Origin of the sequence: Pelobacter propionicus DSM 2379 (genome assembly GCF_000015045.1) — a bacterium.
GTDB classification, from domain to species: Bacteria; Desulfobacterota; Desulfuromonadia; order Geobacterales; family Pseudopelobacteraceae; genus Pseudopelobacter; species Pseudopelobacter propionicus.
In genome coordinates this window covers 1-14,023 of record NC_008607.1, presented here as the reverse complement: position 1 = coordinate 14,023, position 14,023 = coordinate 1, and the positions used below count along the sequence as shown (strand labels likewise).

The 14,023-nt window shown below is 46.1% G+C and carries 14 protein-coding genes; 2 read left to right on the top strand and 12 right to left on the bottom strand.

What is annotated here, in order from left to right; translation table 11 throughout:
• Together PPRO_RS18100 and PPRO_RS18095 are read right to left on the bottom strand one after the other, a co-directional pair.
• The gene (locus PPRO_RS18100) at positions 1-2,361 is read right to left on the bottom strand and encodes a heavy metal translocating P-type ATPase (protein WP_011733750.1); all 2,361 of its coding nucleotides are present in this window, start codon (positions 2,359-2,361) and stop codon (positions 1-3) included.
• 20 nt (positions 2,362-2,381) lie between these two features.
• Positions 2,382-2,672, bottom strand: a complete 291-nt coding sequence (locus tag PPRO_RS18095; protein WP_011733749.1) for a metal-sensitive transcriptional regulator — start codon at positions 2,670-2,672, stop codon at positions 2,382-2,384.
• 300 nt (positions 2,673-2,972) lie between these two features.
• Here PPRO_RS18095 and PPRO_RS18090 point away from each other — a divergent pair, with 300 nt between their 5' ends.
• Together PPRO_RS18090 and PPRO_RS18085 are read left to right on the top strand one after the other, a co-directional pair.
• Positions 2,973-3,290, top strand: coding sequence for a hypothetical protein (locus PPRO_RS18090; RefSeq protein WP_041532994.1), 318 nt, complete (start codon positions 2,973-2,975; stop codon positions 3,288-3,290).
• Positions 3,291-3,536: 246 nt separating this feature from the next.
• Complete coding sequence (locus PPRO_RS18085) at positions 3,537-3,896, top strand: hypothetical protein (protein ID WP_041532993.1); 360 nt, start codon at positions 3,537-3,539, stop codon at positions 3,894-3,896.
• A 472-nt stretch (positions 3,897-4,368) separates the two neighbouring features.
• Here PPRO_RS18085 and PPRO_RS18080 read toward each other — a convergent pair whose 3' ends face one another.
• From PPRO_RS18080 to PPRO_RS18035, 10 genes are all read right to left on the bottom strand, one after another.
• Positions 4,369-4,731 carry a hypothetical protein gene (locus PPRO_RS18080; RefSeq protein ID WP_049759850.1) on the bottom strand — a complete coding sequence of 121 codons (363 nt, stop codon included), beginning with the start codon at positions 4,729-4,731 and terminating at the stop codon, positions 4,369-4,371.
• Positions 4,732-4,748: 17 nt separating this feature from the next.
• Complete coding sequence (locus PPRO_RS18075) at positions 4,749-6,755, bottom strand: TonB-dependent receptor plug domain-containing protein (protein WP_011733745.1); 2,007 nt, start codon at positions 6,753-6,755, stop codon at positions 4,749-4,751.
• Positions 6,752-8,305, bottom strand: a complete 1,554-nt coding sequence (locus tag PPRO_RS18070) for a HAMP domain-containing sensor histidine kinase (protein WP_011733744.1) — start codon at positions 8,303-8,305, stop codon at positions 6,752-6,754. Before PPRO_RS18070 ends, PPRO_RS18075 begins: the two co-directional genes overlap by 4 nt.
• On the bottom strand, positions 8,302-8,835 hold the full coding sequence (locus tag PPRO_RS18065) for a YfiR family protein (protein ID WP_011733743.1): 534 nt from the start codon (positions 8,833-8,835) through the stop codon (positions 8,302-8,304). Before PPRO_RS18065 ends, PPRO_RS18070 begins: the two co-directional genes overlap by 4 nt.
• Entirely contained in the window at positions 8,835-9,920 is a 1,086-nt protein-coding gene (locus PPRO_RS18060) for a PAS domain-containing sensor histidine kinase (protein WP_011733742.1), read from the bottom strand. Before PPRO_RS18060 ends, PPRO_RS18065 begins: the two co-directional genes overlap by 1 nt.
• A gap of 1 nt (position 9,921) precedes the next feature.
• A complete protein-coding gene (locus tag PPRO_RS18055; RefSeq protein WP_011733741.1) occupies positions 9,922-10,338 on the bottom strand; it encodes a response regulator in 417 nt (138 codons plus the stop codon).
• Between the two features lie 61 nt (positions 10,339-10,399).
• Positions 10,400-11,377 (bottom strand): M50 family metallopeptidase, encoded by a 978-nt coding sequence (locus PPRO_RS18050; protein WP_011733740.1) that lies wholly within the window; start codon positions 11,375-11,377, stop codon positions 10,400-10,402.
• A gap of 222 nt (positions 11,378-11,599) precedes the next feature.
• On the bottom strand, positions 11,600-11,818 hold the full coding sequence (locus PPRO_RS18045; protein WP_041532992.1) for a hypothetical protein: 219 nt from the start codon (positions 11,816-11,818) through the stop codon (positions 11,600-11,602).
• Complete coding sequence (locus tag PPRO_RS18040; protein WP_198138380.1) at positions 11,815-12,429, bottom strand: PRTRC system protein A; 615 nt, start codon at positions 12,427-12,429, stop codon at positions 11,815-11,817. Before PPRO_RS18040 ends, PPRO_RS18045 begins: the two co-directional genes overlap by 4 nt.
• Before the next feature lie 8 nt (positions 12,430-12,437).
• Complete coding sequence (locus PPRO_RS18035; protein ID WP_011733738.1) at positions 12,438-13,979, bottom strand: UvrD-helicase domain-containing protein; 1,542 nt, start codon at positions 13,977-13,979, stop codon at positions 12,438-12,440.
• Positions 13,980-14,023 lie beyond the last annotated feature (44 nt).

The window sequence follows — 14,023 nt, the reverse complement described above, 5'->3', positions numbered from 1 at the left end:
TCAACTCCTTTCAACTCTGAAGCCGCGCAGGCGCAGGGCATTACTGACAACACTGACCGATGAAAGCGCCATGGCAAGTGATGCAATAATCGGGCTCAGCAACCAGCCAGTCAAAGGGTAGAGCGCCCCTGCAGCAAGAGGAATCCCCAGAATATTGTAGATGAACGCAAAGAACAGGTTCTGTTTGATGTTGGTGATAGTCGCCCTGGAGAGGGCAATGCTGGAGACCACCCCGTTCAGGTCGCCACGTACCAGCGTGATGTCGGCTGCCTCCATGGCTACGTCGGTACCATTACCCATGGCTATGCCGACATCGGCCTGGGCCAGGGCCGGAGCATCATTGATGCCGTCTCCAACCATGGCCACGATTCTGCCCTGCACCTGGAGCTTCTTGATTTCTTCGTTCTTTCCTTCCGGCAGTACTTCGGCAAGAACCCGGTCAACAGCGACCTGACGGGCGATGGCTTCTGCTGTGCGCTGATTGTCACCGGTCAGCATGATTACTTCCAGGCTCAGTGCATGCAGGCGCTCAATTGCCCTGTGTGATCCTTCCTTGACAGGGTCGGATACAGCAATAATTCCAGAGAATGTGCCATCAATGGCCATGAAGACCGGTGTTTTACCCTCGTCGGCCAAGCGGTGGGCAGCTATTTGGTCTACCTCAAGGCCGCGTTCGGCCATCAGGAGAGCGGTGCCGATCAGTATCCGCTGCCCGTCCACCAGCGCTTCAATACCATAACCCGGGACGGCATTGAACCCTGTGGCCGGAATTCGGGTCAAGCCCCGCTCTTCGGCCGAACGCACGATCGACTCACCGAGTGGATGTTCGCTACCGGATTCCGCGGAGGCCGCCAGACGGAGCAGGCTGTGTTCATCCGTGTCATAGGCCAGGATGTCCGTCACTGTCGGTACTCCACGGGTAATGGTACCGGTCTTGTCAAGCACGACAGTCGTGATTTTATGCGCAGTTTCCAAGGCCTCTCCGCCTTTGATCAGGATGCCACTCTGGGCGCCACGACCGGTGCCGACCATGATGGCTGTCGGAGTGGCAAGTCCCAGGGCACACGGGCAGGCTATTATCAGCACAGAGATGAAGGTGAACATTGCCATGGTGATCCTGGTTTCCGGCGGCGCAAAGTCGAACCAGATCACAAAGGTCGCAATGGCGATACAGATCACGATCGGCACGAAGTAGCCGGCAATGATGTCGGCCAAACGCTGGATCGGAGCCTTGCTCCCCTGGGCTTCCTGGACCATTCGCACGATCTGCTGCAGCACCGTGTCTTTGCCGATTCTGGTGGCGCGTATTTTGAACGAACCGGTCTTGTTGAGCGTGGCGCCGATTACGGTATCACCTGGTTGTTTCTTCACCGCCAGCGGTTCGCCGGTCAGCATGCTCTCATCCACCGCTGACGCTCCCTCGACAACCTGGCCATCGACCGGAACCTTCTCGCCGGGTCGCACCAGCACGAGATCCCCCACCCGTACCTCGGCAATCGGGATATCCTTCTCGATGCCGTTGCGTTCCACACGGGCCATTTTCGGTTGCAGACCCATAAGGGCTCGGATGGCGCCGCCGGTCTTGTTGCGGGCGCGAGCTTCCAGGAGTCGTCCCATCAGGATCAGCGTAACAATAATCGCCGCCACTTCGTAGTAGACACCCGCCGGTGACGTCATGCCGTGCACCGGGTGTTGGCCATTGCCGGCAGAGACACTCAGCCACTGGGGTGCAACCGTGGCAACAACGCTGAACAGGTAAGCCGACAGGGTACCCAGAGAAACCAGGGTGTTCATGTCAGCCACTCGGTGCCGGGCAGCACTCCAGGCTCCGCTGAAAAACTCGCGCCCGGCCCAGAACAGCACCGGTGTGGTGAGTGCAAGTTCCATCCATGCCCGGCCAGGGAAATTCAGTAAATCCTCAAGTGCCGGTACCAGATGTCCTGCCATGGCAAGCACGGCAATCGGTACCGTGAGTATCAGCGCCACGATGAACCGTACCTTCTGCCGGCCGTATTCGGCCCGGCGAACCTGGCCCTCTTCCTCCTGCATGTCTTCTGTAGCGGCATGCTCTCCCCCGGGCTTGGGAACAATTACATCATACCCCAAGTCTCGTACTACCTGGCTGAGCGACTCAATGTTCGTTGCCTGTGGGTCATACTGAACCGTGGCGCGACTGGTTGCGAAATTGACGTTGGAGGAGAAGACACCGGGAGCACTGCCAAGCACTTTTTCGATGCGACCAGCGCACGAAGCGCAGTGCATGCCCACCAACGGGAGTTCGCAGCGTTCCGCTATTGCGGCTGTGACGCTTTGAGCAGCAGGATCTTTCCCCGGATCTCGTGTTACAGGTATAGCTGACATACCGTTCTCCACTCTATGTCCTACTTCAGAAACCGTGACAGTGCAGTCTTTACTTCATCCAGGAGCTCCTGTTGCGTCATCGGCTTTGCGCTTTCGTGCTCCGAGTTGCTGCCATGCCCCAGCACGCAGGTTTCCAGGTGTCTGGTGAGCAGTTCGATGCCAAGGGCATCCAGGGCCGAACGTACCGCCGAGATCTGGTTCAGGATATCCACGCAGTAGCGCCTTTCTTCGAGCATCCGCTCTATCCCCGCCACCTGCCCACCGATTCGCTTCACCCTCGCCGACAGTTTCTTTTGTGATGCACCTTGCATACGATTCTCCTTGTCATTCAAATACCCCACCAGGGTATACTATGTGTCCAGCATACCCCCATAGGGTATGTGTGTCAAGGACGACATTGAAATTATGGTCGCAGAATATTCTCCTACAGCAGAGGCAGTTTGTAGCATATTCGTAGCTATGTCATACGAAGAATGAAACGGCATCCACAATTATCAACGCAAAATAAGCAGGTTACACAGTTTTAAGCCATATGGCACACAAGTTGATATGGTTCAGTCATGACAAGCGGGCTTACGCCATAACGAAATCGGCTCAAAGGAGAGGTGAGAATGAAAAAAAACATGGTTGTCGGGATTGCAATGGTAATGGGGATGCTTTCGTTCAGTGCCGCATCAGCTTTGGCTGCAGGCTCGTGTTGCTCTGAGGGAAAATGTTCCGATGAGCAGGTTGTTCAGCAGTTTACTCGAGAGACTGCAGGACTGGCCGGCACTTTGAAAGCCAAGGACATCGAATTACGGCAACTATACGGATATGATGGTTTCGATCTTGGCAAAGCCAACGATCTTGAAACAGAAATCAAGGTACTTAAAGACAAGATTAACCTGGTTGCCGAAAAATACGCTATTTCGTCATGTTGCTTCGTTTAATGATTCAGTCACATTCTTGAAAGCCGGCAGTAAATGCTCTCCCGGACATAATCTTGAAATAACATATTAATGTGGCAATATTTTCTACAGTAGAAATAGTTGAAATGATGCCCAAAGCAATTCATGCGCAGAGAACCTGCAAGTATTGATAACACGGATTGAGACCGGAAAGGAGGTGTCTCAAATAAAGGTCGTTAATGGTTTGTTAGTGATTGTGGCAATTACCCAAACAAAGGAGAAATGAACATGAAAAAACTGACTCTGATGATTACCCTGCTGGCGATTTCAATCATGGTAGCGGCACCGCTTACCGTACACGCCGCCGGGAAAAAGGCAAAAAGCGAAGTTGTCATGAAAATGGGGAGCAAGCTTCATCTCTTCCATAGTGGCAAGGTGGCCGCCCAAAAGGAAATCGCTATCGGTGATGAGTTAACTGTGTACCGGGAATCCGGTAAAACCCGCCAGTCGAAGGAAGTTGGCCAGGTAAAGGTCCTGTCGTTTGTTGGGGATCACTATTTCGAAGCGGAAATAGTTAAGGGAGAGATCAAGGTTGGAGATATCGCAAAAAAAGATGAAACATCCTTGCTTGTTCAGCCGCCAAAATAAGTTTTTGATGAAACCGGGCCAACGAAGTCCCGGTTTTACAAAGAGCCGTCTGAATATGCGCTACATATAATAATCCGTTTTCTGTAGTGATCCTCAGATGACCCCCTTATTGCGTAAATGTTGGGGTACCGCCATGTCTGTCCCGGCTACTTGATACCTGGTGACACGAATGTTGGATTCACCCCTACATCACCGTTCGTTCCGAGGCACTGTTGAGCCACGATATGTGCCCGCATGTGCAAAAGAGCAGATGGAATTACTAAAAAGCAGGAAGACTCCCGCTTGATCATGCTATGTAACTTGAAAATAAGTGACGATAGTTAATTTGTTTTTTTAAAGGACCGAATTATCGTATACAGAATCTGGTTGACAGGCCCATTCTGACCTCTACAAAAAGCTTAACGTGCTATATAATCCGTTTTCTGTAGTGACCCCCATAACAGCCATTTGTGTACTGCTTGACAGCCCGTTTCTAGAATGCTTGGGCACTATCAGCGCCTTCGATTTGCTTCACCTCCCATTTACCGCAGTATCGATCGCAAACCGATTCCATAAGCCTGTAACCAAGACCTTGCCGCCGAAAAGAAAAACTCGCAGATTTCGAAGCCATCAGAGTGCATTTAACAACGTTAAAGACGCACGGCACCTCTCCTGTGTAGGCCAGAAACCCCATTACTGCACCGCCGAGACGGATATCGAGATTGAAAGAGCCATCAGACAATGGCAGTTTTTTGGTGATCGCGGAAAACTCGCACTCGTAGCTCTGGATCAGTCTGTCGAAAACGGCTTGGTTGGTGCTACTGACCAGCGTCACCGAAAAAGATTTGGTTTCCATATTATCTGACCTGTTTTTCAGATTGGTGGGATATACGAAAGCCGGAGGACGTACTCTCGGCCAGGACCAGGAAGAGCGGCATGCCCCCCATTGTACGGTTGGCTATAGGAGTGGTTCGTAGCGAAAATGTCATAGATTCCGAATCCAATGTCAAACCCCTTGCAGAAGGCGTTCTTATAAAGCAAGTACAGATTTGCAACCAGTTCAGGGCTATGACGATTTACGACGGGGGTGCCCGTATTTCTGTCGATTTCGTCAAATCCGTAACGGGCACTGTTAAAGATCAGTGTCGTATTAACATTCAAGTTCTTCGTGACTTTATACCCAGCATCGATAGTGACCTTGTGTGAAGGAAACCCGAGAAACATGCTGTCTTTGTTTGGAATGTTGTAATAGTGGGCTGAGCGTTCTGTTGGTCGGTAATAGGAATAGTTCAGTGTCATGTGGCCCCAAAAATCCACAATCCGATATTGGAGTTCGGCGCCAATTGATCCTACTGGTCCCGCATTTATATAGTTGTCCATCTCTCGAACATCATCATAATTATAGACGATGGCGTTATGCATTCTCACATAGAACAGGTTTCCTGTGATGTTTTGTGTGTTGCTGATGCGATAGGAAGCCTCTATCTCATAGTTATCTGATGTCTCGTCTTTCAGTTTTACGCCTGTCTTTATACTATCTGTTAGTTGCTCAATAGCTGGCGCTCTAAAAGCATGGTTATAGATCAGCTTCAGACTCAGATCATCGAATGTTTTAATCAAGCAGACTCGTGGTGCATAAGAGAAATCGTATCCAGTGTTCTTCTCTGCTCGAAGCCCAGCAGTGAGATTGACGTAAGTCGTTTTGACTGACCACTCATTGTACAAGGAATATCGGTCAAAGCGTGCGTCTTGTTCGCCACCAGAAAAGAGATAATATCGGCTTGACTCATCTCCTCCATAGCTAGCCTTTTGCCACTCATAGTTGCCTCCGATGAGTGTACTGACATTTGAGTTGATATCCCAATCAACGTTAAGGCCTAAACGATATTGATATGCGGTTGGATCATAATAAGACGGGTGTTCAACTCGAACATCGGTCTTCCTCCATGGTTGTTGTACTGATAAGGAAAAGTTCGGGGTGATTGATAAATTATCCGTGATCCTTGATTTATAAGAAAGCTGCCCGTTATAGGTAGTAAAGCTAACGTGAGCATTTTCGGGGATTACGTATCCATAATCATCGCGGTATGTGATCTTGTGATGGTCGTAGATGAATCCGGCATAAAAGTCCCCTTTGTGAAAAACAAGTTCGGCGTTTTGAGTCTTGAGATCGGAATTATCCTTCATATCCCAAGAGTTCCCCAGTGGATCGTGGTAAGTGTTTGCGCTTTGCTGGGCCATTCCACCATAAAGGGAAACACCAAAGTAGCCATCGGAGCCGATCTCTTTGCCATACCTGGCAGCCACGTTTTCCCTGGCAAACCCTGCATCGTAGAGACCCGTAGTGGACGTCACCTTCAAGCCTGGAGTTTCTGAACCAATCTGTGTAACGATATTGATAACAGCCAATTCAGCAAAGTTTCCGTATTTGGATGACCCCGGGCCGCGAATAATCTCTATCCGCTCAATGTTCTCGACCGGGAAGTGATTACTAAAAGGAATGTTGCCATACATGATCTCGTTGAAACCCATGCCGTCAACAGTCAATTTAATTTTCCCTTCATGTCCCCACAGGCCTCGAAACCCAAGCCCCACAACTCCCCAGATATCAACCGCAAAATCGAAACCAGGGATAGTCCGTAATACATCCACGAGGTCGCGAGCTCCTGACTGTTCTATCTCCTCGCGGGTGATGACACTGACTACTGCAGGGGCCTCACTTGGGATTGATGGCCGGGCGGACGCCACGGATATCTCCATGCTCAGGAGGTCTTCCAATTTTTGTGAATCGGATTGAGTCGATAGCTCTTGTGCACCTAAAGCCGTTTTTGTGATTATCCAGGAAAGAAAGAGCGAAGCACTTAAAAGACTTACTCTCATGCATTTGCTGCCTTCCTGATGACTACAGTAAACACGGATCCCTCCCCTTCTACAGAATTCCATTCAATGGTTGCACGCAGTCGGCTGGCCAATGTTTTCGCATATGCCAGCCCAAATCCAGAGCTATCATCTGGAGTTTCTTGGTCGCCACGACGAAAAAGATCAAAGATTCTATTATTCATGTAATCAGGCACCCCGGGCCCAGTGTCTGCTACATGTATTTTCCAATCGTAAAGGCTCTCTTCGCAACGTATTGATACTTCGCGGACCAGTGAATTTGCTGTGAATTTGATAGCATTATCAAGCAAACAAGCGAGTATTTTACTCAATATTTTACGGTCTGTTACAATGATAAGAGGCATATCTAATAATTTAACATTGACATTATTTGCATCCGCTTTTTCCTTATACGTGTCTACTAAGCACTTTATTGTAAAGTATGGGTTAAATGGTTTGCAATCAACTTTCAGTTTGCTTATAGCTGTTATTTCCATGACAGCGTTGAATATATTGTTTATTGTTTGTATGGCTTTGACGTTTATTTCAATTCCATATTCAATGTCGACGGTTATTTTTTCAATAATATCATTGTCGTTTTGCGACATAGTATTTCTGTTGCTGTATATGAACTTTGCTAGTTTATGTGTTTTTTCTTTTATATCGCTCAGATATATAGTCAAATTAAGCATTGGTGCGCGCAAGTCATGTCTCATGATTGCTACAAAATGCTGCAGATCGGTATTGAGTTTTTTTAGCTCTTCAGTCTGTTCGGCTAATTGCCGAGTTCGTAAAACAACCTGATTCTCGAGATCCTCTTGAATTGCAACCAGTTCCATGTCTCTTTGATTGATCTGTTCAAGCATCTCGTTGAAGCTGTCAGTCATACGGCCAATTTCATCACAGTAGCTTACCGGTATCCGAATGTCGTATTGCTTTTTATTGGCAATGATTGTTGCGGTTTCAGTAAGTTTCTCAATTGGCTTGGTGATTGTTGGGATATGTGTTCGTATTAAATACTTTCCAGCAACATAAGCTATCACAAAAGCTATAGCAAGAAACGATATTGATGTTAAAAGAGATAAGTAAAGAACTGATGGCTTGTATTTTATATATATTGTTCCAAGCTTTTCACCCTGTCTTAATGTGTTCGTTGATATTATCCTCTTGTGTATTTCTTGCCTAATTATGCTTGTACCAATATCAATGTTTTTGTTGTAGCTTGGTACCTGTCCTGCTTTATTAGAGTATAGTGCAAATAGCTCACCATTATTATCGTATACAGCAGCTGCCTCGATAGTGTCATCTACTGAAAGTGATTGAAGGAATTTAGTTGCAGTATCTATGTCTCCGAAATTGAGTGTCGGCTCGATGTTCCTAGCAATTATGTCAGCAGTTTTACGTGCTGAAGTATCGAATTCTTTATTGAAAGTATAAGCAAGCGATAAACACTGTGATATTGCAATAACACAGCAGCAAATGAATATTGACTTAACTAGCAACCTTTGAAGCTTACCAGCCAAAGGCATGTTGTTGAATACCGTAGATGTCATTTGTAGACCTTCCGTGCCAAATTAAGCAAACGGGCATCTATTTTTATCTTTGCTGCATCAACAAGGTTTTTATCAAAATCAAAACGAAGCTTTTTATCTATAAAGTGAAGATAGACCATGCTGCCAGAGCCAATATAGTTTTCTCCGACAATACTCAGGATTCCTTTATTTCTTGCTTCTGCAAGCATGAAACCTGAGCCACGTACCTGATTGTTCTCTATGTATAAAGTCCAGCATTGGTCGAGCGATCTATTGTAGCTAATGTTTTTAACGCCAACACGCTCAACCAAGTTGTTAGCTAATAAGTAGTTTTTTATGTTCTGGTTGATTTCTTCTGAGGTAATTGTGCAGATCAAGGGTTTTGATAAAGGTCTGGGGGAAATTTCTATAAAACCAAGCATATTAACTAAAAATGCGGCTTTAATGCTATACGTTGTTGTTTCATTCGGCAGAGATGTTGCCGTCACAAGTGTGCCAATAACCATTATGGCAAACACTGTAAGCCCAATAAACGTCGGCCTTGTACTCATCAGGCAAGCATCGCCGTTGGGAAAGACAAATAGAAAGTGGTTCCACGTTGTTCCTTTGAATTAAACCATATTTCGCCATTATATAAATCAATAAGTGATTTAACCATAGGCATCCCAACTCCGTCGCCAGGAATATCTCTATCTGTTGCTCTTCTGAATGGCTGAAATACGTATTTTCTGCTTTTTTCGCTTATTCCTATTCCGTTATCTTTAATAGTAAATATAACTTTTTGATCTTTTATATAATAGTCAATATCTATTTGTCCGGGTCGAGACGGATCTAGGTATTTAATCGCATTGTCGAGTATATTAGCAAAGATCCTTTCAATCACTGATGGATCAGCATTTAGATGTGGCATTTGCTCATTTAGCCTTATAATGCAGTTTGCCTTATCGATTTGATGCTGCATCGATGATATCAGCATATTCAGTATAGACTTTATATCAATTGACTTGTTATTAAGCTTCCTTTCACTATTTTTATGAAGATCGACGACAATGTTCACTAAGCGTTTAAGGCGAGTCACACTTGTGTCAACAAAGCCTATTGCCTCATTCATATTATCAAAGATATCATCGAAGGTTTTCTTGCATTCTTTATTTTGTTCGCACGTTGTGCTGGTATGCTCCCTCATATCGTTTAGCAACTCTTCAAGCTCTACAATAAAACCCTCTATACTGACAAGTGGTGATCTGAGGTCGTGTGAAATACAGGACACAAACATTTGTAGTTCTGCTTTCGTAGCCCCGACTTTTGCTCTTTCCTCAGCAATGCGCTTCGCCATTGTTGGCAGTTTTTCTACGTCTGTGAATCTTACTATGTATTTAACTGTGTTATAGTTGTTATCAACAACGGTTGAAACAACTGCTAATAAACATAATCGTGATCCAGACGAACAGTTTATGGTTACTTCAGAGAAGCATGCATTTAAGTCAATGTTTTTTAGTACCGATTCAATGTGTTTTCCGGTCAGCGTTTCTGTCTTATAACCAAGGTGTTTTTCAACAGCCTCATTGGTTTCTAATATAATACCTTCTTTTGAGGCTATAATCATTGGTGTATTATTGTCTGTCGATGTGTACATATTATGTCCGCCTATACATCTGTATATACTCGCTTATGTAAAACAATGTATTCTTGTACTCGGCATAATCCATCTGTTTGACTAAATACAGGTTCGCTCCACTTGCATAGCATTTTGATATTTCTTCTTCACTATCTGTTGAAGAAAGTACTATTACAGGAACTATAGCTAGTTTTTCGCTTTTCTTTATATTCTCAAGTACTTGTTGCCCGTCCATGCCTGGCATATTCAAATCAAGAACCACTACGTGATGCCTCAACTCTACGACTTCTTTATCGGCAAGATATTCCAGTGCCTTCCTGCCGGTAGAAAAGGTTAGCGATGTTACGTCTTCAAGCTTTGAAAAGTATTTCAATGCCAATTTCGCGTGTCCTGGTTCGTCTTCAACAATCAACACAGTAATTGGTTTTAGGATCATTTATAATAAGTTTCCTTTATATTGTAGTGCCTTGCTATAACATATGGTTAGACGGAGTAATTTAACTTGGTTTTATCATTCTTGCAATATCGTTGATCAGCGCAAACAGCGCCAGAGAGACCATCAAGCCAAGGCTGAGACCTGTTAAAACCCGTGTGAATGTCGCATTAAATGGCTTTCGAAATATGCCCTCCCAGGCTGCCAGAAGCACAAGGCCACCATCTAGTATGGGTATCGGCAAAAGATTCAGCGTCACGAGATTTGAGCTTATGATAGCCATGAAATACAGTAGTGGTATCATCCCAAGGTGACTTTGTTCGGCGCCAGCCTTTGCGATGTATAAAGGACCGCCCAGCTTATTGAAGTTTTGGAAGGAGACCAGGCTCAGGAACATTCCGGAGGAAGACTTCAGATTACTCCACGTCAATCGCCATCCCTCCTGGGGCGCATTAGCGCCAGAACTGGTCGAAGTTGACTCACCGTCCGCTTTTACCCCGATCACTCCCCTGCCCTCCCGGATCTCAGGCTTCAGGGATATGGATCTGTCTCTTTGTTCTGTTTCGACTGTGAGTTTTACCTCTCTATCGCGGCCCTGGTCGATCAATGTGATCATCTCTGTCCAGGTAGTCACGTGTGTTCCGTTGACGCTTATTACTCTGTCACCTGGCTGTATACCTGCCGAGGCAGCTGGATGACCGGTAAAGACGGTTCCAATCCTGGTAGTGAGCTGGGGAACTCCGACAAAAGAAGTAAACGTGAACACCAGGTATGCGAACAGGAGATTTGCTGCAGGCCCAGCCAAGGCTACCAGGACTCTCTGTCGTACTGGTCTTCCTGACAAGTCATCTGTCTTTATGTAGCCACCAAGGGGGATTGCACGTAGGTTGTAGGTGGTGCCATTCCTTTTCCACCCAAAAACCCGAGCACCAAACCCGATTGAAAATTCAGGGACCGAAATATGAAACCACCTTGCTGCGAAAAAGTGCCCAGCCTCATGGAGTAAAATCAGTATCGCAAGTGCAAAAAGCGACATCATCATAATGAATCCTCCTGATAACCTTCTTTAACCGGCTACAAAGCAAATGCTTGGCTTCAAGGAAGCTTTGCTCTCCTGACCACACAACTACATTGAGCAGGTCTTTCTGAGCATTCTGTGGCCTCTCTATCCATCACCATCATCCGAACCGCGAAACCACCTATCCCGGAATGCATATTATAATTTTAAGATCAAGGCTACTGATACATTATCTACTTGCTGTGTTTAATCAGTTTCCATTTGCGCTATGAGTGTTTTTTTTGTTTTTCCGGTACGGGTTTTTATGAATTCATCGGTTGCTATTCGGATAAGTTCAGCCACTGGTATATTGTAGATTTTTGCAAATGCTGCGTATTTTTCATGTTGGTCCTTTGTCATACCAACTGATATGCGACATGTCTTTAATTCTTCTAGCGTAATTTTGGGTCTTCCTCTGTTTTTCATGTTTCCTCCAGAAAAGGCAATTTTGCCAGATTGTATTTAATTGGTATCTTCAGTCCTGCTACGCACAGGCGGAACGCAATCGAAGGAGAAGAATTTATACGTCCTAGCACGACTGCTATTTTGGTTTCACCTCTGTCATCATTGTTGTCTTCCGGCGAAAAAACAGCCGGATGTCGTCCATGGGAATGTATGTCACACACCAAACATTCTGTTTCTGGCAGCACGGGACACGCGTAGTCAAGGTTATCCAAACTCGCTTGTCGGGCATGCAGGGAATAGTAATTGAATCGCTTGAGATATGTGTCCCAGGTGAACCATGCAGCACATTCGAGTGGAAACCGTTCCTTTGCTTCGACCATGAATCTAGTGATCATGTCCACCGGAAACTCTCCGTACAGAAAATCGACCTTTTTTTGCAGGGAGCCATAAGGCATTGCGACCTGATTCTGGAGAGCCAGTGGCCACAGGATGTGCAACCATTGATTTTTCTCTTCCAGCCAGAGGCCGTCCGATGCGGACAGGAATCGCCTGCCATTGTGCGCCAGCGGCACGAAGTCTCCGTACCGCGGCACCATCACTGTTGGAAATTGCTCCTGAAGAATTGCGTCCATGGGCGTATTCATACGCTTATCTGGCTGAAAATGTCATCGATCGTCATGTGATCGGCATACAGATCAAAGGTGGGGGTGCGGTCCTGTAGTTCGTATTTTGCTCGGGTAACGGCGACATAATAGAGATTGCATTCCTCGCGAGCTGCCACAACTTCCTGTTTCTTGCTGAGCAAAAAGTCGTCGGGTGAAGTTATTACCTTATCTTTGCGTAGCTTCGCAATGATCTCCCCAAGGTTCGGAAAATCGCTCCCCAGTATGGCTGTATCGAATTCCAGGCCTTTGCAACTATGTGCCGTGGTAAGAGTTACCTTGGCAAGACCGTTTTGATTATATTGGATGCGAGCCTTTTCATAGAGTTTGCGAATCTTTGCACCGGCACGGAATCCGCGATTAGCCCACTCCGCGTTGTCGTATTTTTCCAGCAATTTCAAACCCTGCGCCAATTCTTGGTCATTCGACTGCTCAACATAGTTGTTGATTTCAGCCATATTGCTAAAGAAGGTTAGAAACTTAAATGCCTTGGATATCTCGCCATGACGCCCGTATTTCCAATTCAGAAGTGAAAGCAGGCAGTCAAACAGTAGCTCCGGAGTGCGAGTGAGGTTGAACTCATCAATGTCGTCAATGTACTCGATAAGGGCTGAGTTTGTCCGGGTGATAACGGCCATTGACTCCTTGGTAGGATGACTGTTGTTTGCGCTTATTATCTGTGTTTTCTCGCCTTTGAATGTGCCAAGTATCCAGTTGGCGTGATCTACAATGTGTTGCTGGCACCGAAATGTAGTTGTAAGACGCATAATAGACGTGCCGGGAGTAGATTTTACTTTCTCTTCACCAACCATTGCATCGATTGCCCCACGGAAACCATATATCTTCTGGTGTTTGTCCCCGACAGCAATGCGCCTCCCCGGTAAATGGGTGAAGATTGATAGCGTTACAGGGTTCACATCTTGCGCCTCATCAAGAAGGCAGTAATGATAACCACTGATCTTAATTGCACCCGAAACCAATAAAAGTTGAAATTCCTTTAGATACCAAGAGTGGGTAATCTCCATTGCTCCGGATTGCATCCGATCATAAATTGTTTTAACCAATTTCAGTATTTCTTCGTCTGCTGCGATCTTTGAAATACTGGGCAAAGCGCTGTTGCAGTAATGATCGAACAGTGAAAGGACCTGAACAGCTTTCTCGTACTCAATATCCAGTTCGCTGGCGATTTCTGCTGCACGATAATTACTGACTCTCACTTTTTTGCCCTTTGCTGTGAAACGGAACGCCAGAGAATGTGTAGTCCTAACTTCGACGTTGCTCGGGAACCGTTTCTGGGCCTCATTGACGATCGCCTTGTTAAACGCGAGATACAGCATCTTGGAAGTCGCAACGGCTTCTGCAATCATAACCAATGTGCTGGTTTTGGCAGCACCCGCAAATGCAGTAATAAAAAGAGTCTCGGCAGGCGACATGGAGACAGCCTTGTTGATTGTATCTTGCTGCTCTTGCGTAGGAGTAAAGCTGCTACGTTTGGTCTGAATATTGTTTTGCTGTTTCATCGACTTTCCTTTGCATGTAACACGAACTGTGTCCTAAAAAGAAA